The organism is Streptomyces sp. NPDC048337, from assembly GCF_043201175.1.
In the GTDB taxonomy this organism is placed as follows: Bacteria; Actinomycetota; Actinomycetes; order Streptomycetales; family Streptomycetaceae; genus Streptomyces.
Map to the genome: position 1 here is coordinate 135,624 of NZ_JBICYR010000012.1, position 17,954 is coordinate 153,577.

Below are 17,954 nucleotides of genomic sequence, written 5' to 3' on the forward strand. Positions count from 1 at the left end.
CGGCCGTCAGCACCGGCCCTCGGAGCCGTCCTCCGTCAGCAGCAGTTTCTTCTGCGGCTTGCCCATGGCGTTGCGCGGGACGGCCGCGACGAAGCGGACCTCGCGCGGGCGCTTGTGCACCGACAGGTGTGCGGCGACGAAATCGGTGAGCTCCTCGCCCGTGACCCCCTCGGCGACGACGAAGGCGACGATGCGCTGCCCCAGGTCCGCGTCCGGGACACCGACCACGGCGGCCTCGCTCACCTTGGGGTGGTCGAGGAGCGCGTTCTCGATCTCGCCCGCGCCGATCCGGTAGCCGCCGGACTTGATCATGTCGATGGAGGCGCGGCCCACGATCCGGTGGACCCCGTCCGCCGCGTCGACGGCCGCGATGTCGCCCGTACGGAACCAGCCGTCCTCGGTGTACGCGGCCGCGGTGGCCTCCGGCCGCCCCAGGTACCCGGAGAACAACGTGGGGCCGGTGAGCTGGAGTTCCCCGATCTCGGCGCCCGGCTCGGCCGCGACGCGGGTACGGATGCCGGGCAGCGGGGTGCCGACCGTACCGGGGCGGACCTCGCCGCCCGCCCGGCCGCTGATGGTGATCAGCGTCTCCGTCATCCCGTACCGCTCCACGGGCCGCAGCCCGGTCAAGGCCTCCAGGTCCCGGAACACGGGCGCGGGCAGGGCCGCGCTGCCCGACACCAGCAGCCGCGCCCCGGACAGCGCGGCCGCCGCCCCCGGTTCGGCGGCGATACGGGACCACACGGTCGGCACCCCGAAGTACAGGCTGCCGCCGGCCCCGGCGTAGGCGGCGGGCGTCGGCCGCCCGGTGTGCACGAGGCGGCTGCCGGTGCGCAGGGCCCCGAGGACGCCGAGCACCAGCCCGTGCACGTGGAACAGCGGCAGCCCGTGCACCAGCGTGTCCTCGGCGCTCCACTGCCAGGCCCCGGCGAGCGCGTCCAGGTCGGCGGTGATGGCCGCGCCGCTCAGCACCACGCCCTTGGGGGCGCCCGTGGTCCCGGAGGTGTACAGGATCAGCGCGGGGTCCTCGGGCGCCGCGGCGGGCCCGGTCCAGGCGGAACGCCGGGCGAAGTCCGCCTCGATGAGCCGTGCTCCGGAGTCGCGCAGGATGTGCTCCCGCTCGGCGGGACCGGCGTCGGGCGGCAGGGGTACGCAGGGCACCCCGGCCAGCAGCCCGCCGACCACGGCGGCGACGGTCTCCAGGGAGGCGGTGGCGGTCACCGCGAAGGCCGGGAGTCCCGCGACATCGGCGGCCACCGCCCGCGCCGCGCCGAGCAGTTCCTCGTAGGAGGCGGTGCGGCCGGCGATCGCGACGGCGTCCTCCCGGTCTCCGTATGCGCCTTCAAGTGCCGTGAGCACGGTGACTCCCCTCTGTGGTCCCGGGGACAGGCTGCCAAACGGAAGGAGGGGCGGGCGACACCGGCCCGCCCTGCGCGCCGCTCAAGACATGCTGGAGGGTCGCTCGATTCCGGGGCGACGCGGGGCACCCTCGCCCGTATAGTCGCCATGACTTGACGATTCGATGACCCGTTCCCGAAGAATCGATGACCGAGAAGCTCCGAGGACGGACGAGCAGGGGGACACACGATGGAGACCGCACGCCTGGCCTCGCTCATCGCCGCCACGGTCACGATGGGTCTGGTCAGCGGCCTGTTCTACGGCTTCTCCGTCGCCGTGATGCCGGGCCTGAAGCGCACCGACGACCGTACGGTCATCGAGGTCATGCAGAACGTCAACAAGGCCATCCTCAACGGCTGGTTCGTGCTCGGCTACATCGGCGCGTTCCTCTTCACCGCGCTGGCCCTGGCCCTGCACGTCCCCTCCGACGGCCGTGACGTGCTGCCCCCGCTGATCGCGGCCCTGGTCTGCTACATCCTGTCGATGGGCCTCACCAACAAGGTGAACATCCCGCTGAACAACGCCCTGGAGAAGGCCGGCCCGATCGCCCGCATCAGCGACCCGGCCGCCGTCCGCCGCGCCTTCGAAGGCCCCTGGAGCCGCGCCAACGTCTGGCGCACGCTGCTGTGCACGGCCGCGGTCGGCTTCCTGGGCTGGGCTCTCTACCTGAACGGCCAGCTGGGCTGACGACGTACGGAAGTCCCCCGGCCGGGGCGGCCGGGGGACTCCGTGGCGTGGCGCGGGACCGCGGTCAGCGGGTGGCGCGACCGTAGAGGACCAGGGCACGGGAGAGGGCGGTCAGGGCCACCGTGCACAGCAGGGTGCGGACGATGTTGGTGGAGACCCAGGTGCCCTTGAACTTGTCGACGATGGAGAAATCGGTGAGCTTCGCCGCGTCGCCCACGTCGGCCAGCTCGTTGTTGAGCGGGATGTTCACGGAGAAGGTGATCATCAGGACGACGAGGTACGCGACGGCGGCCGCGCCGACCCAGATCGCGACACCCCGGCGGCCCTTGCGGAACTCGACGATCGCCGAGGCGGCGGACGCCAGCAGGGCGAGGACGAACGCCATGCCGAAGATGCCGTTGCCGTCGATGGCCGAGTTGAAGTTCTGCATCGCGGTGACGTAGGTGCGCTCGTCGCCCGCCGCCAGACCCGGCATCACCGAGACGTCGAAGGCGAAGAAGAGGCCCGCCATCAGGCCGACGAGGACCGTGGAGACCAGGAGGAGGACGGTGGCCAGCTTGCCCCGCTCGGCCGTCGCCGGCACGGGCGCCCCGGGCTGGGGCCAGCCACCGGGCTGGGGCTGCGCGTAGGAGCCGGGCGGGGCCGCGTAGGGACTCGGGCCGCCCGCGGGGTACTGCTGGGGGCTACCGGCCGGATTGGGGTTCATTGGGACATCCTCATCTGCGGGTGGTGGGAGTACTGCTCGCCCTCGGCACGGACATCCGATCGTGGCATTCCCCGGGATACCCGGCCATGGGGTTTCCACCGGCTCTCGAGTGAAACTCGAGAGCCGGTGGCGAAATCGGATCGGTCAGTAGCGGTAGTGGTCCGGCTTGTACGGGCCCTCGACGTCCACGCCGATGTACGCGGCCTGCTCGGGGCGCAGGGTGGTGAGCTTGACGCTGAGGGCGTCGAGGTGGAGGCGGGCGACCTTCTCGTCGAGGTGCTTGGGCAGCACGTAGACGTCGGTCGGGTACTCCTCCGGCTTCGTGAAGAGCTCGATCTGGGCCAGGGTCTGGTCCGCGAAGGAGTTCGACATGACGAAGGACGGGTGGCCGGTCGCGTTGCCCAGGTTCAGCAGACGGCCCTCGGAGAGGACGATCAGGACCTTGCCGTCGGGGAACTTCCAGGTGTGGACCTGCGGCTTGACCTCGTCCTTGACGATGCCCTCGATCTTCGCGAGACCGGCCATGTCGATCTCGTTGTCGAAGTGGCCGATGTTGCCCACGATCGCCTGGTGCTTCATCTTCGCCATGTCGGACGCCATGATGATGTCCTTGTTGCCGGTCGTGGTGATGAAGATGTCGGCGATCTCGACGACGTCGTCCAGCGTGGCGACCTGGTAGCCGTCCATGGCGGCCTGCAGGGCGCAGATCGGGTCGATCTCGGTGACGATGACGCGGGCGCCCTGGCCGCGCAGGGACTCGGCGCAGCCCTTGCCGACGTCGCCGTAGCCGAAGACCACGGCCGTCTTCCCGCCGATGAGGACGTCGGTGGCGCGGTTGATGCCGTCGATCAGGGAGTGGCGGCAGCCGTACTTGTTGTCGAACTTCGACTTGGTGACGGCGTCGTTCACGTTGATCGCCGGGAAGAGGAGCGCGCCGTCGCGGTGCATCTCGTAGAGGCGGTGGACGCCGGTGGTGGTCTCCTCGGTCACGCCGCGGATCCCGGCGGCCAGGGTCGTCCAGTCGATGGTGCTCTTGCCCAGCAGCTCCAGGACCAGGGCCATTTCCTCGTTGTCCGCGGTCGACGGGTCCGGGACCCGTCCCGCCTTCTGGTACTCGACGCCCTTGTGGACGAGGAGGGTGGCGTCACCGCCGTCGTCGAGGATCATGTTGGGGCCGACGTGTCCGGGCCAGGTCAGCGCCTGCTCCGTGCACCACCAGTACTCCTCCAGCGTCTCGCCCTTCCAGGCGAAGACCGGGATGCCGGCGGCGGCGATCGCGGCGGCGGCGTGGTCCTGGGTGGAGTAGATGTTGCAGGACACCCAGCGGACCTCGGCGCCGAGCGCGACGAGGGTCTCGATGAGCACGGCGGTCTGCACAGTCATGTGCAGGGAGCCGGTGATCCGCGCCCCGGCCAGCGGCTGCGAGGGTGCGTACTCCTTGCGGATCGACATCAGACCGGGCATCTCGTGCTCGGCAAGGGTGATCTCCTTGCGGCCGAAGTCCGCGAGCGAGAGATCTGCGACCTTGAAGTCCATGGGTTCTACTCCGTGATGGTGGTGGCTGGGTTCTGGCTGACGTTCAGGTTCTGATGGATCTCTAGAGTCGCGGTGGACTTGTTGAGGGTGATGTAGTGCAGGCCGGGGGCGCCCTCGGCGAGCAGCCGCTCCGACATGGCGGTCGCGTACTCGACGCCGATCCGGTGCCCGTCCGCCGGATTGTCCTGCGCGGCTTCGAGGCGCTGCGCGAGGGCGTCCGGGAAGCGGGCGTCGCTGAGTTCGGCGAAGCGGCGGATCTGGCGGAAATCGGTCGCCGGCATGATCTCGGGGATGATCGGGGTCAGGCAGCCCACGGAGGACAGCCGGTCGCGCAGCCGCAGGTAGTCCTCGGCGTGGAAGAACATCTGGGTGATGGCGTAGTCCGCGCCGGCGTGGCACTTCGCGGCGAAGTGCCGGATGTCCTCGGTCCAGGAGAGGGAGCGGGGATGGCGCTCCGGGAAGGCCGCCACGCCCACCGTGAAGTCGCCCAGCCGGCGGATGAGCGAGACCAGCTCGTGGGCGTGGTTCAGGCCCTCCGGGTGGGGGGTCCACTCCCCCTTCGGGTCGCCCGGCGGGTCCCCGCGCAGGGCGAGGACGTCGCGGATGCCCGCGTCGGCGTACTGGCCGATGATGTGGCGCAGTTCGGCCACCGAGTGCCCGACGGCGGTCAGGTGCGCTACGGGGCGCAGGGTGGTCTCGGCGGCGATGCGCTTGGTGACCTCGACGGTGCGGCTGCGGGAGGAGCCTCCGGCGCCGTACGTGACGGAGACGAAGGAGGGCGCGAGGGCCTCGATGCGGCGGATCGCCGCCCACAGCGTCCGCTCCCCGGCATCCGTCTTCGGCGGGAAGAACTCGAACGAGAAGGTCCGCCGGCCCGTGGCCAGCAGTTCACGGACGCCGAGGGGGGCGGGGGCGGAGGACGTGCGGGGGCGTTCGGCGGTGGCGGCCAGGGCAGCCGGCATGTCGGACTCCTTTCCGGCTCGTGGGTGGTCAGCGTGCGTTGAAGTAGCTGGCTTCGGGGTGGTGGATGACGATGGCGTCGGTGGACTGCTCGGGGTGGAGCTGGAACTCCTCGGAGAGGTGGACCCCGATGCGCTCCGGCTGGAGGAGGTCGGCGATCTTGGCGCGGTCCTCCAGGTCGGGGCAGGCCGGGTAGCCGAGGGAGTAGCGGCAGCCCTGGTACTCGGTGCGGAACATGCCGTCCATGGAGTCCGGGTCGGAGCCGGCGATGCCGAGGTCGGCGCGGACCCGGGCGTGCCAGTACTCGGCGAGGGCCTCGGCGAGCTGCACGGAGAGGCCGTGGAGTTCCATGTACTCGCGGTAGGCGTCGGCGGCGAACAGCCGTGCGGTCTCCTCGCCGATGCGGCTGCCGACGGTGACCACCTGGAGGCCGACGATGTCGGTCTCGCCGGACTCCTCCGGGCGGAAGAAGTCGGCGAGGCACAGGCGGCGGCCGCGCTGCTGGCGGGGGAAGGTGAAGCGGGTGCGCTCCGAGCCGTTCTCGCCCAGGATGATGAGGTCGTCGCCCTTGGAGACGCAGGGGAAGTAGCCGTGCACGACGGCGGCTTCGAGGAGGCCGTCGGTGTGCAGCCGGTCCAGCCAGCCGCGCAGCCGGGGCCGGCCGTCGGTGGCGATGGTGTCGGCGCCCTTGAGTCCCCACTGGCCCTTGAACAGCGCGTTCTCGTCGAGCCAGGAGGCGTACTCCTTGAGCGGGATGCCCTTGACCACGCGGGTGCCGAGGAAGGGCGGGGTGGGGACCGGGTTGTCGACGGCCACGTCGGAGCGGCCGCCGTCGACGGGTTCCACCACCTGGAGGAGCGGTGTGTCCCGCTTGGCCACGCGGCGCTGCTTGAGGGGCGGGAGTTCGACTCCGGGGACGCCGCGCTTGACGCCCATCAGGGCGTCCATCAGCCGCAGGCCTTCGAAGGCGTCGCGGGCGTAGCGGACTTCGCCCTCGTAGATCTCGTGGAGGTCCTGTTCGACGTAGGCGCGGGTCAGGGCGGCGCCGCCGAGGATGACCGGGTAGTCGGCGGCCATCTTGCGCTGGTTGAGCTCCTCCAGGTTCTCCTTCATGATCACCGTCGACTTGACGAGGAGACCGGACATGCCGATGACGTCGGCCTTGTGCTCCTGCGCGGCTTCCAGGATCGCGGAGACCGGCTGCTTGATGCCGATGTTCACGACGTTGTAGCCGTTGTTGGTCAGGATGATGTCGACGAGGTTCTTGCCGATGTCGTGGACATCGCCGCGGACCGTGGCGAGCACGATGGTGCCCTTGCCCTCGTCGTCGGACTTCTCCATGTGCGGCTCGAGGTGGGCCACGGCGGTCTTCATGACCTCGGCCGACTGGAGGACGAACGGCAGCTGCATCTGGCCGGAGCCGAACAGCTCACCGACGACCTTCATGCCCCCCAGCAGGGTGTCGTTGACGATGTCCAGGGCCGGGCGGGTCTGCAGGGCCTCGTCGAGGTCGGCCTCCAGGCCGTTCTTCTCCCCGTCGATGATCCGGCGCTGAAGCCGCTCCTCCAGGGGCAGGGCGAGGAGCTCTTCCGCCCGCCCGTCCTTCATCGACTTCATGTTGACGCCCTCGAAGAGCGCCATCAGCTTCTGGAGGGGGTCGTAGTCCTCGGCGCGCCGGTCGTGGATCAGGTCCAGTGCGACCTCGACCTGCTCCTCGTCGAACCGCGCGATGGGGAGGATCTTGCTCGCGTGGACGATCGCCGAGTCCAGGCCCGCCTTGACGCACTCGTCGAGGAAGACCGAGTTCAGCAGGACGCGGGCGGCCGGGTTCAGACCGAAGGAGATGTTCGACAGACCCAGGGTGGTCTGGACGTCCGGGTGGCGGCGCTTGAGCTCGCGGATCGACTCGATCGTCGCGATGCCGTCGCCCCGGGACTCCTCCTGACCCGTGCAGATGGTGAAGGTCAGGGTGTCGATGAGGATGTCCGACTCCCGGATCCCCCAATTCGCCGTGAGATCGGCGATCAGGCGCTCCGCGATCGCGACCTTGTGCTCGACGGTACGGGCCTGGCCCTCCTCGTCGATGGTCAGCGCGATCAGCGCGGCGCCGTGCTCCTGCGCCAGCCGGGTGACCTTCGCGAAGCGGGACTCCGGCCCGTCACCGTCCTCGTAGTTCACGGAGTTGATGACCGCGCGGCCGCCGAGCATCTCCAGGCCCGCCTGGATCACGGGAACCTCGGTCGAGTCCAGGACGACGGGAAGGGTGGAAGCGGTCGCGAAGCGCCCCGCCAGCTCCTTCATGTCGGCGACGCCGTCGCGGCCCACGTAGTCGACGCACAGGTCCAGCATGTGCGCGCCCTCACGGATCTGGTCCCGGGCCATCTCCACGCAGTCGTCCCAGCGGGCCTCCAGCATCGCCTCGCGGAACTTCTTCGACCCGTTCGCGTTCGTCCGCTCACCGATCGCCATGTACGAGGTGTCCTGCCGGAACGGCACCGTCTGGTACAGCGAGGCAGCGCCCGGCTCCGGGCGCGGATCCCGCTCGGCCACGGCCGTACCGCGTACCCGCTCCACCACGTGCCGCAGGTGCTCCGGCGTCGTACCGCAGCAGCCGCCCACCAGGGAGAGCCCGTACTCGCGTACGAACCCCTCCTGCGCGTCCGCCATCTCGGCGGCCGAGAGCGGGTAGTGGGCGCCGTCCTTGGTCAGGACGGGCAGGCCGGCGTTGGGCATGCAGGAGAGCGGGATGCGGGCGTTGCGCGCCAGGTAGCGCAGGTGCTCGCTCATCTCGGCCGGACCGGTCGCGCAGTTCAGCCCGATCATGTCGATGCCGAGCGGCTCCAGCGCGGTCAGCGCCGCCCCGATCTCCGAACCGAGCAGCATCGTGCCGGTGGTCTCGACGGTGACGGAGCAGATCAGCGGGACGGTGACGCCCAGGGCCTCCATGGCGCGGCGGGCGCCGATGATGGAGGACTTGGTCTGGAGCAGGTCCTGGGTGGTCTCCACGAGCAGCGCGTCCGCGCCACCGGAGATCAGGCCCTCGGCGTTGATCTGGTAGGCGTCGCGGATCTGCGCGTACGTGATGTGGCCGAGGGTGGGCAGCTTGGTGCCGGGGCCCATGGAGCCCAGGACCCAGCGCTGCTGCCCGGTCGAGGCCGTGAACTCGTCCGCGACCTCACGCGCGATGCGCGCGCCGGACTCCGAGAGCTCGAAGTTCCGCTCGGCGATGTCGTACTCCGCGAGCGCCGCGAAGTTCGCACCGAAGGTGTTGGTCTCCACACAGTCCACGCCCACCGAGAAATAGGCCTCGTGAACCGAGCGCACGATGTCGGGACGCGTCACGTTCAGGACCTCGTTGCAGCCCTCCAGCTGCTGGAAGTCCTCCATCGTCGGGTCCTGCGCCTGGAGCATCGTCCCCATCGCCCCGTCGGCCACCACCACGCGCGTGGCGAACGCCTCTCGGAGGGCATCGGCCCGGGTCTGTGTGTTCGTCGTCGTCATCCCAGCCGCCCCAGCTTCGGTTCCAGCAGCCCTGCCGCGTGCTCCCCGTAGACCGTGCGTACGGTGGCGAGGAGCCGCTCGGGCTGGATCTCGTACGACTGCGAGCCCACGGCGGCAAGGACCAGCGCGGACATCGCGCAGCCGAGCTGGGCGGCGGTCTCCAGCGGCAGCCCCCATCCGACGGCGGCCAGGAAGCCGGAGCGGAAGGCGTCGCCGACGCCCGTCGGGTCCTCCGCGTGGACGTCGGGGATGGCGGGGACGGTGATCGTCGGCTCGCCCTTGGCGTCGATGCGGACGCCCTGCGCGCCCAGCGTGGTGACCCAGGTGCCGACGCGGTCGAGGACCTCCCCGTGGCTCCACTCGGCGCGTTCGCGCAGGAGCGCGGACTCGTACTCGTTGGTGAAGAGCCAGCGGGCCCCGGTGACGAGGGTGCGCACCTCGGCGCCGGTGAGGCGGGCGAGCTGCTGCGAGGGGTCGGCGGCGAAGGGGATGCCCAGTTCGCGGGCCTGCTCGGTATGGCGGACCATCGCGCCCGGGTCGTTGGGCGAGACGAGGATCAGGTCGAGGGGGGTGCGGGCGTGCACGGCGTGCAGGTCGATGCGGGCGGATTCGGCCATGGCGCCCGCGTAGAAGGAGGCGATCTGGTTGGAGTCCTGGTCGGTCATGCACATGAAGCGGGCGGTCTGGTGCTCGGCGGAGACGTACACCGAACCGGTGTCGACGCCGTGTTCCTTGAGCCAGACCTCGTACTCGGCGAAGTCGGGGCCCACGGCGCCCGCGAGGAGGGGTTCGAGGCGCAGGCCGCCGAGGCCGTAGGCGATGTTGGCCGCCACTCCGCCCCGCCGCACCTCGAGGGTGTCGACGAGGAAGGACAACGAGATGTTCTGCAGCTGGTCGGGGAGCAGCTGGTCGACGAACCGGCCCGGGAAGGCCATGAGGTGATCTGTGGCGATGGATCCGGTCACCGCGATACGCACGTGGACTCCTGTGAGCTGGTCTGTTGTCGGCGGGGCGGAGCGGGGGCGGGGCAAGCGGGTCGGGCAGGTGGTGCTCAGAGGCCGGCGGCGGCCTTCAGCAGCTCGGCGCGGTCGGTGCGCTCCCAGGTGAAGTCCGGGAGCTCGCGGCCGAAGTGGCCGTAGGCGGCGGTCTGGGCGTAGATGGGCCGCAGCAGGTCCAGGTCGCGGATGATGGCGGCCGGGCGGAGGTCGAAGACCTCGGCGATGGCGTCCTCGATCTTCGCGATGTCGGTCTTCTCGGTGCCGAAGGTCTCGACGAAGAGACCGACGGGCTCGGCCTTGCCGATGGCGTACGCGACCTGGACCTCGCAGCGCGAGGCGAGACCGGCGGCGACGACGTTCTTGGCGACCCAGCGCATCGCGTAGGCGGCCGAACGGTCCACCTTCGACGGGTCCTTGCCGGAGAAGGCACCGCCACCGTGGCGGGCCATGCCGCCGTACGTGTCGATGATGATCTTGCGGCCGGTCAGGCCGGCGTCGCCCATCGGGCCGCCGATCTCGAAGCGGCCGGTCGGGTTCACCAGCAGGCGGTAGCCCTCGGTCTCCAGCTTGATGCCGTCGTCGGCCAGCTGGGCGAGCACGTACTCGACCACGTGCTCCTTGACGTCGGGGGCCAGCAGCGCCTCCAGGTCGATGTCGGAGGCGTGCTGCGAGGAGACGACGACCGTGTCGAGGCGGACGGCCTTGGCGCCGTCGTACTCGATGGTGACCTGGGTCTTGCCGTCCGGGCGCAGGTACGGGAGCGTGCCGTTCTTGCGGACCTCGGACAGCCGGCGGGAGAGCCGGTGGGCAAGGTGGATGGGGAGGGGCATGAGCTCGGGGGTCTCGTCGGTGGCGTAGCCGAACATCAGGCCCTGGTCGCCGGCGCCCTGCTTGTCGAGCTCGTCCTCATCGCCCTCGACCCGGTTCTCGTACGCCGTGTCCACGCCCTGCGCGATGTCCGGGGACTGCGCGCCGATCGAGACGGACACACCGCAGGAGGCGCCGTCGAAGCCCTTGACGGACGAGTCGTAGCCGATCTCCAGGATCTTCTCGCGCACGAGCTGGGCTATCGGCGCGTACGCCTGCGTCGTCACCTCGCCCGCGATGTGCACGAGACCGGTCGTGATCAGCGTCTCGACCGCGACGCGCGAGGCGGGGTCCTGGGCGAGCAGCGCGTCGAGGATCGTGTCGCTGATCTGGTCGGCGATCTTGTCGGGGTGTCCCTCGGTCACGGACTCCGAGGTGAACAGACGACGGGACATGTCACTCCTGGTGGTGGTGTGGGACGGGACGGGTCAGGGTCGGGCGGTGGCGGCGGCCGCCGCCGCGGCCGTCTCCAGGGTCCGGGCGAGGGCCCGCACCGGGTCGGCGCCGCCTTCGCCCTCGGTGGGGAGGGTGCCGCCGATCGCGACGAGCGGCGGGTGCCAGCCGTGCGAGGCGATGCGTTCCGCGACCTCGCAGGCGAGGGAGCCCGCGCCGGAGAACCCGCCCAGCAGCAGCGGTTCGCCCCGGGCGAGGGCGGGCCGGAGCGCGGCCAGTACGGTCCGTGCGTCGGCGGACGGCCGTACGGTGGTCAGCGCCTGCGGGCCGGGGTAGGCCTCGGCGAGCGCGTCGTAGCAGCCGGGCGGTGCGTCGGGCGGCGGGACCAGGCAGATCGTGCCGGCGCCGGTGCGGGCCGCCGCGCGCAGGATGCGCAGCGTGCGGGCGGCCACCGCCGACGCGCGGGTCACGCGGGGCACCGGGCTGCCGTCGAGCAGTTCGAGGGCCTCGGCGACGGTGGTGGTCTCGCCGGTGGCGTCGGGCAGTTCGCGCAGCAGCAGGGTGGTCTGGGCGAGGCTCTCGGCGGCGTCGGAGTCGGCGATGCGGGCCCGGTCGTAGACGGAGGTGAGGACGAGCCCGCCCTCGGCGTCGTGGTGGGCCGTGACGGCGAAGGGCAGCGCGGTGTGCGCGCCGATGGCCTCGGCGGCGCCGACGCGTACGCCCTCGGCGGCGAGTTCGGCGTGGACGGGATCGTCGGCGGTCCCGGCGGGCGCCTTGGCCTCGAAGGCGATGAGCGAGTCGGGAGCCGGGCCCGGGTCGGGCTCGGTCGCCGGCGGGCGGGACCACCGGGCCGCCTGGCCCGGGGAGACCCACTCGTAGGAGGCCGCGTCCAGGCTGTGGCCCGTCAGCGTGCTCAGCAGGCCGGTCAGTGGCGCGGACGGCTCGATGCGGACGTGCACCGGGAGGGCGCTGCGCAGCGGGCCCGGGAGGCGGTCGGCGCCCGGGAGGGCGATGCCGCGGCCCGAGACCGCCGCCGCGAAGGTGACGGCGGGCGCGCCCGGGGTGGCGCGGTGGAGCTGGAGGGCCCAGACCGCGTGCAGGGCCGTGCTCTCCGTGGCGCCCCGGAGCGCCGCCCAGTTCCGCAGGCGCAGCGCCTCGTACGGGGTGAGCCGCTGCCGGGTCCGCCCGTGGCCGCGCTGCCGCGAACCGCCCTCCGGCGCCTGTACGGGCACGCCCGGCCGGCCCGGCATGCTCGCCAGGCCCGGCAGGCCCAGCAGGCCCGGCAGGCCCAGCAGGCCCGGCAGGCCCAGCAGCCCCGGGAGGCTCGGCAGGCCCGGGAGGCCCGCCGGAACACCGGCGCGGGCTCCGGCGCGGGCCCAGAACGCCCGGGCCGGTGCCAGGTCCTGCCGGGCCAGCCAGCGCATGTGGTCGCGGATGTCGGGCCGCCGCTCGCTGCCGACGGGGCGCCCGTCGGCGAGGTAGGCCCGGTAGAGCGTGCGCTGGAGCACGCGTGCGCTCCAGCCGTCGAGGAGGGCCTGGTGGTAGGTCAGCAGCACCCGGAACACCTGGCCCGGCTCCTCCAGCACCGCGATCCGCAGCGCCGTGCCGGGCCGGTACAGGTCGAAGTCCCGCATCCGCTCGCTCAGCAGCAGCGCGTGCCAGTCGGCGCTGTCCCGAGCGTGCCGTTCCAGTTGCGGCGCGGCGTGCGGATGTACGGCGACCAGCGGCCCGGCGCCGGGTGCGGCGGGCCTGGCCAGGGAGGTGCGGAGCACCGCCTCGCTGTCGTACAGCGTCTGCCACGCGGCCGCGAACCGCCGGGCGTCCAGCGGTCCGTACCAGCGCCAGTGGAGCTGTTCCACGTGGAGGCCGGCGCCCGGGTGGGTCATCGCGTCGAGCAGGACGTCACGTTGCAGGGGGGTGATGGGAAGAGGTCCCTCCGGTCCCAGGTCGATGCGTTCGGTGCGTTCGTTGGCGTGGGTGCGTTCGTTGGCGTGGGTGCGTTCGGCATACGGGACATACGCGGCGCCGCCCGGTTCCCGGGCGGCGGACGTCTCCTCCCCCGCCGCCGCGGCCCCGGTGAGTAGGTCGGACAGCCGTCCCGCGGGGAACGGCGGCGGGGGCAGGGTGAGCGTGTGGTGGTGGGCGGTGTGCCGGTGCAGCGTCGGCGTGCACGGCGGCAGCACCGCGAGGGCGGCGCCGAGTGCGGCGGGTGTGAGCCGGCCGTGGAGGTCGAGGGAGGTGGGAGGGCCGGGTGTGAGGACCACGGTCATGGCCACGGTGGCGGCCATCGGCTTCCCTCCTCTTCCCTTTCGGCTTCGGACACATGTGTGGACTCGTGGGGGACACGGCCGGACATGGTCTGTTGTCGAGGATTCTTCCGCCCGGTCCTCGGCCCGTCCTTGAGCGCGCGTCGAGCGGGGATCCCCCCGCTCATCGCCCCTCATCCCCCTTCATCGCCCCTATCGGATGCGGAAGTTGGCCATCATCCCCATCGCCGAGTGGTCCAGGAGGTGGCAGTGGTAGACGTACGTCCCCTTGTAGGTGTCGAAGGTGGCGTGCAGCTTCACGGTCTCGCCGGGGAAGAGGCGGACCGTGTCCTTCAGCCCGGCCTCGGCCGGCCCGACCGGGGCGCCGTTGCGCTCCAGCACCCGGAACTGGACCAGGTGCATGTGGAAGTTGTGCGGAATGATCTTGTTGGCGTTGGTGACGGTCCAGATCTCCGAGGTGCCGTGCGCGATGGTCTGGTCGATGCGCTGCGCGTCCCACTCCTGGCCGTCCATGAGCCCCCGCGGCTCCTGCCGGCCGTCCTCGTCCATGCTGAGGACGATGTTGCGCTGAACGGTGGCCGACGGCATGGCCGGCAGGGTGCGCAGCACGTCCGGCACCCGGCTCGGGTCGGAGGCCGTGCGTACGACGTCGAAGCGCAGCACCTTGCCCACCTGGTCCGGCGTCCCCGGGCCCAGGGTGTTCTCCAGGACGATCTTCGTGCCGACGGGGTAGCGGGAGAAGTCGATGACCACGTCCGCCCGCTCCGCCGGGGACAGGCCGACGGTGTCCGTCGTGAAGGGGCGCTCCAGCAGCCCGCCGTCCGTGCCGATCTGGATCATCTGGCCGCCGTCCGACAGGCGCAGCTGGAAGAAGCGCATGTTGGAGGAGTTGAGCAGCCGGAAGCGGTACTTGCGGGCGGCGACCTCGAAGTACGGGGTCGGGCGGCCGTTGGCGAGGATGGTGGTCCGGCCGAAGACGTCGTCCATGACGTAGACCAGCTGCCCGGCCTCGTCGAAGCGGGCGTCGCGCAGCGCGATCGGGACCTCGTACTGGCCGGCCGGCAGCGGCAGCGACCGCTCGTTCTCGTCCGAGAGCAGGTAGGTCGCGGACAGGCCGCGGAAGACGTGCTCCGACTCCATGTGGTGCGCGTGGTCGTGGAACCACAGCCCGGCGCCCGGCTGCTGGTTCGGGTAGCTGTACGTACGGGAGGTGCCCGGGCCGAAGGTGTCCATCGGGCCGCCGTCGTTCTCCGGTGAGACGCTGCCGCCGTGCAGGTGGACCGAGACCGGCATGGTCAGGGTGTTGCGGTGCCGGATCACCACCCGCCGCCCGCTGCGGGCCCGCAGCACCGGCCCCGGGAAGTGGCCGTCGTAGGTGAGGACCTTCGTCTGCACCCCCGGGATGATCTCCCGCGCCACCTCCTTGATGGTGACGGCGTACGTGTCCTGCCCGCCGAGGGTGGATATCGGCGAGAGCACCGGCAGCGTCGGCATCTTCACGGTGAAGGGCGCCGGGACGGTGACCCCCGTCGCGCCCGCGTCGGCGGCGGTGGCCTGCGCGGATCCGGCGGCGAACAGGGGCGTCAGACCGCCGGCGGTGAGCAGGCCGGCGCCGGTCGCGGCGAAGGCGCCGCCGAGCACGGTGCGTCTGGTGACCATGGGATGTCCTCCTGGGAAAGAAGTGGGATGCGCGCGGGCCGCCCGGGGCAGGGCCGATCGCGCTACGGGCAGCCGGCGAGTGGTCCTCCTCGCACAGGTGGCGCGCCGCGAGTGCACCAGACCCGGCTTGCGCATCACTCGAGGCCGGATGGTGTGCGGGCGTTCGGCGTTGCGCGGGGCTTGCGGGGGCTGGGCAACGCTCCTCGTGCGTACGTACGACGCGTACGCGTGACTCGTGCCGCCGCTCAGGGCGGCGGCTGGGGGGAGGCACCCGTGGACCTGCACGACCTGCACGACTTACGCGACTGGCTGCCGCGCGCGCTCGGGGTGGCCGAGCGGTGGGGCGGGCAGTTCGGCCCGTACGAGACCCATGACGCGCACCGGGTGGACCCCGACGCGTTCACCGAGGCCTTCGACCGCCTCGCCAAGCGGATGGACCACAACTATCCGTTCTTCCACCCGCGTTACGCCGGACAAATGGTCAAGCCGCCGCATCCGGCGGCCGTCACCGGCTACCTCACCGCCATGCTGTTCAACCCCAACAACCACGCCGCCGAGGGCGGGCCCGCGACCACCGAGATGGAACGCGAGGCCGTCGCCGAGCTGGCCGGCATGTTCGGCCTCGACGCGCACGTCGGGCACCTCACCACCAGCGGCACCATGGCCAACCTGGAGGCGCTGTACGTAGCCCGGCAGCTGCACCCGGACCGCGGGATCGCGTACAGCTCCGAATGCCACTACACGCACGAGCGGATGTGCCACGTCCTGGGCATGGAGGGCCACCGCATCCAGGCCGACGGGCACGGCCGCATCGACCTCGGCGCGCTGGAGAGCGCGCTGCGCGGCGGGCGGATCGGCACCGTCGTCGTCACCACCGGCACGACGGGGCTGGGGGCCGTCGACCCCGTGCACGAGGTGCTGCCGCTGGCGCGCCGGTACGGGGCACGCGTGCACGTCGACGCGGCGTACGGCGGCTTCTACGCGATCCTCGGCCGGGCGGGGGCCGACGGCATCGACCCGGCGCCCTGGCGGGCGATCGCCGGGTGCGACTCGGTGGTCGTGGACCCGCACAAGCAGGGGCTGCAGCCGTACGGCTGCGGGGCGGTGCTCTTCCCGGACCCGCGCGCCGGGCGGCACTTCGCGCACGACTCCCCGTACACCTACTTCACCGACGCGGACCTGCACCTGGGCGAGATCAGCCTGGAGTGCTCCCGGGCGGGCGCGGCGGCCGCCGCCCTGTGGCTGACCCTGCAGCTGCTGCCGCTCACCCCGGACGGCTTCGGGCGGATCCTCGCCGCGAACCGGCGGGCCGCGCTGCGCTGGGCGGACCTGCTGACGGAGTCCGACGAACTGACCCTCTACCAGCGCCCGGACCTGGACATCGTGACGTACTTCCCCACGACCGCCGACTCCGCCCTGTCCTCGATCGACGCGGCGTCGGAGCGGCTGCTGCGCGACGGCATGACGGCCGAGGCGGACCCGGTGTTCCTGAGCGTGCTGCGCGCGGACGCCGACGCGTTCGTACGGCGCCACCCGGGCGCGGTACGGGACGCGGAGGCGGCCCGGATCGTCCGCAGCGTCCTGATCAAGCCGGAGCACGAGCACTACCTGCCGGTGCTGCACGCGCGCGTGGCACAGCTCGCGGCGCAGGGCCGCACGACCCCATGACCACAGCCCCCGTCCCTTCACCAGACCGGAGACCAGCCTTGCCCACGCCATCCACCACGCCTCAGCTCAGCCCATCGACCATCACCCACCTCTCCTCCCTCCTCGCCACCGCCTTCCACGAGGACGCGCTGACCCGCTGGATGATCCCCGACGAGAAGCTCCGAGCCGAGCTGCTGCCCGGGTTCTTCCGGGTGTTCGTGGAACTGTCCGCCGCCCACGGCGGGGTGCTCAGCACCCCTGACGGCGACGCGGTGCTGCTCTTCCTGCCGCCCGGCGCCGAGCCGGACGGGGCGGCCCTGGACGCGGCCTTCGCCGCGGCCCTGGGCGAGTACGCGGACGCGCTGCGCACGATCGCCGGCCTCCAGGAGGAACGCCATCCGCACGGCCCCCCGCACTACTACGTCTCGTTCGGGGCGGTCCGCCCCGGCCGGCAGCAGGGCGGCCTGATCTCGGGACTCCTCGGCGAGCTGCTGGCCCGCGCCGATGCCGAGGGCGTCGGCATGTACGCAGAGGCCAGCTCGCCGGGCGGCGAGGCCGCGAGCCGCCGCGCCGGCTTCGAGCTCCTGGGCGAGGACATCGTGCTGCCCGGGGACGGGCCCACCCTGCGACCGATGTGGAGGAACCCCCGATGAGGGGAGACGACCTGATACAGTCCTGGACCGCCGGCGAGGTGGCCCGCGGCGAGGTACCGGCGGAGCACCTCGGCCCGCTGCTCCAAGTCCTCCTCTGGAGCCGCGACTTCCTGGTCTCCAGCCACCCCGAACTGGGCCGCACCGGCCCGGTGTGCCCGTACACCCAGCCCTCGCTGCGCAAGGAGCTGTTCCACCTGGCGGTACCGTCCGCGGACTGCGAAGACCTGGCCTCGGCCGTCGACTCCCTCCGCACCCGCCACGCGGCCCTCTCGGAACCCCTCTCCCCGGAGGACCGCGAACTCCTGACGATCCTCCTGGTCCTCCCGTCCTTCGACCCGACGGACTCAGTAGAACTCGACGAACTCCAGCGCAAGGCGAAGGACGAGTTCGTGGCGGAGGGCCTGATGATCGGCCAGTTCCACCCGGTGTGCGAGGAGCCCGGCCTCTACAACGAGGCCTTCCGCCCCCTGCGCGCCCCGCTCCCCCTCCTCGCCGTCCGCAAGCTCCTGGTCTTCGACCTCCCGTTCCTGGTGAGCGACGACTCCCACATGGACCACTACCTCCAGCGCTTCGCCCCGGCCATCCCGGCCCGCATCCGCGACCAGCTGGTCAGCCGCGTGGTCGCCGCCTGACCCCTGCCCGCCCCGAACCGAACCGCTGCCTCCCCCGTCCTGCGGGGGAG

At 71.7% G+C, this 17,954-nt stretch carries 13 protein-coding genes; 4 read left to right on the plus strand and 9 right to left on the minus strand.

Translation table 11 applies throughout. The features are described 5' to 3' along the window. Positions 1 to 6: 6 nt before the first annotated feature. On the minus strand, positions 7 to 1,359 hold the full coding sequence (locus ACGFYU_RS20840; protein ID WP_393828769.1) for an acyl-CoA synthetase: 1,353 nt from the start codon (positions 1,357 to 1,359) through the stop codon (positions 7 to 9). Between the two features lie 228 nt (positions 1,360 to 1,587). Between ACGFYU_RS20840 and ACGFYU_RS20845 the strand changes: the two genes are divergently transcribed. Continuing rightward, positions 1,588 to 2,085, plus strand: coding sequence for a DUF1772 domain-containing protein (locus ACGFYU_RS20845; RefSeq protein WP_393828770.1), 498 nt, complete (start codon positions 1,588 to 1,590; stop codon positions 2,083 to 2,085). A 64-nt stretch (positions 2,086 to 2,149) separates the two neighbouring features. Here ACGFYU_RS20845 and ACGFYU_RS20850 read toward each other — a convergent pair whose 3' ends face one another. The 8 genes from ACGFYU_RS20850 to ACGFYU_RS20885 form a co-directional block, all read right to left on the minus strand. Beyond that, positions 2,150 to 2,791, minus strand: coding sequence for a DUF1772 domain-containing protein (locus ACGFYU_RS20850; RefSeq protein WP_393828771.1), 642 nt, complete (start codon positions 2,789 to 2,791; stop codon positions 2,150 to 2,152). A gap of 144 nt (positions 2,792 to 2,935) precedes the next feature. Next, a complete protein-coding gene (ahcY, locus tag ACGFYU_RS20855; protein ID WP_393828772.1) occupies positions 2,936 to 4,327 on the minus strand; it encodes an adenosylhomocysteinase in 1,392 nt (463 codons plus the stop codon). Positions 4,328 to 4,332: 5 nt separating this feature from the next. Beyond that, the gene (metF, locus tag ACGFYU_RS20860) at positions 4,333 to 5,289 is read right to left on the minus strand and encodes a methylenetetrahydrofolate reductase [NAD(P)H] (RefSeq protein ID WP_393828773.1); all 957 of its coding nucleotides are present in this window, start codon (positions 5,287 to 5,289) and stop codon (positions 4,333 to 4,335) included. A 28-nt stretch (positions 5,290 to 5,317) separates the two neighbouring features. Next, positions 5,318 to 8,788, minus strand: a complete 3,471-nt coding sequence (metH, locus tag ACGFYU_RS20865; RefSeq protein ID WP_393828774.1) for a methionine synthase — start codon at positions 8,786 to 8,788, stop codon at positions 5,318 to 5,320. After that, entirely contained in the window at positions 8,785 to 9,765 is a 981-nt protein-coding gene (locus ACGFYU_RS20870; protein WP_393828775.1) for a carbohydrate kinase family protein, read from the minus strand. The genes metH and ACGFYU_RS20870 overlap by 4 nt, the downstream gene beginning before the upstream one ends. A 74-nt stretch (positions 9,766 to 9,839) precedes the next feature. Then, entirely contained in the window at positions 9,840 to 11,048 is a 1,209-nt protein-coding gene (gene metK, locus ACGFYU_RS20875) for a methionine adenosyltransferase (protein ID WP_393828776.1), read from the minus strand. Between the two features lie 33 nt (positions 11,049 to 11,081). Further along, positions 11,082 to 13,334: a condensation domain-containing protein gene (locus tag ACGFYU_RS20880; RefSeq protein WP_393828777.1), complete on the minus strand. Its 2,253-nt coding sequence runs from the start codon at positions 13,332 to 13,334 to the stop codon at positions 11,082 to 11,084. A gap of 171 nt (positions 13,335 to 13,505) precedes the next feature. Further along, positions 13,506 to 14,972, minus strand: coding sequence for a multicopper oxidase family protein (locus tag ACGFYU_RS20885; RefSeq protein WP_393828778.1), 1,467 nt, complete (start codon positions 14,970 to 14,972; stop codon positions 13,506 to 13,508). A 273-nt stretch (positions 14,973 to 15,245) separates the two neighbouring features. Between ACGFYU_RS20885 and ACGFYU_RS20890 the strand changes: the two genes are divergently transcribed. From ACGFYU_RS20890 to ACGFYU_RS20900, 3 genes are read left to right on the plus strand one after another with little or no spacing between them, the layout of a single operon-like run. Further along, entirely contained in the window at positions 15,246 to 16,640 is a 1,395-nt protein-coding gene (locus ACGFYU_RS20890; RefSeq protein WP_393828779.1) for a pyridoxal phosphate-dependent decarboxylase family protein, read from the plus strand. 38 nt (positions 16,641 to 16,678) lie between these two features. Then, complete coding sequence (locus tag ACGFYU_RS20895; protein WP_393828780.1) at positions 16,679 to 17,272, plus strand: hypothetical protein; 594 nt, start codon at positions 16,679 to 16,681, stop codon at positions 17,270 to 17,272. Then, positions 17,269 to 17,904, plus strand: coding sequence for a DUF6875 domain-containing protein (locus tag ACGFYU_RS20900; protein WP_393828781.1), 636 nt, complete (start codon positions 17,269 to 17,271; stop codon positions 17,902 to 17,904). Before ACGFYU_RS20895 ends, ACGFYU_RS20900 begins: the two co-directional genes overlap by 4 nt. The last annotated feature ends 50 nt before the right edge of the window (positions 17,905 to 17,954 follow it).

Bases quoted from the DNA above. Each gene is read 5' to 3' on its own strand.
- ACGFYU_RS20900 (WP_393828781.1), top strand. From the start codon at position 17,269: ATGAGGGGAGACGACCTGATACAGTCCTGGACCGCCGGCGAGGTGGCC.
- ACGFYU_RS20850 (WP_393828771.1), bottom strand. From the start codon at position 2,791: ATGAACCCCAATCCGGCCGGTAGCCCCCAGCAGTACCCCGCGGGCGGC.
- metF (WP_393828773.1), bottom strand. From the start codon at position 5,289: ATGCCGGCTGCCCTGGCCGCCACCGCCGAACGCCCCCGCACGTCCTCC.
- ahcY (WP_393828772.1), bottom strand. From the start codon at position 4,327: ATGGACTTCAAGGTCGCAGATCTCTCGCTCGCGGACTTCGGCCGCAAG.
- metK (WP_393828776.1), bottom strand. From the start codon at position 11,048: ATGTCCCGTCGTCTGTTCACCTCGGAGTCCGTGACCGAGGGACACCCC.
- ACGFYU_RS20845 (WP_393828770.1), top strand. From the start codon at position 1,588: ATGGAGACCGCACGCCTGGCCTCGCTCATCGCCGCCACGGTCACGATG.
- ACGFYU_RS20880 (WP_393828777.1), bottom strand. From the start codon at position 13,334: ATGGCCGCCACCGTGGCCATGACCGTGGTCCTCACACCCGGCCCTCCC.
- metH (WP_393828774.1), bottom strand. From the start codon at position 8,788: ATGACGACGACGAACACACAGACCCGGGCCGATGCCCTCCGAGAGGCG.
- ACGFYU_RS20885 (WP_393828778.1), bottom strand. From the start codon at position 14,972: ATGGTCACCAGACGCACCGTGCTCGGCGGCGCCTTCGCCGCGACCGGC.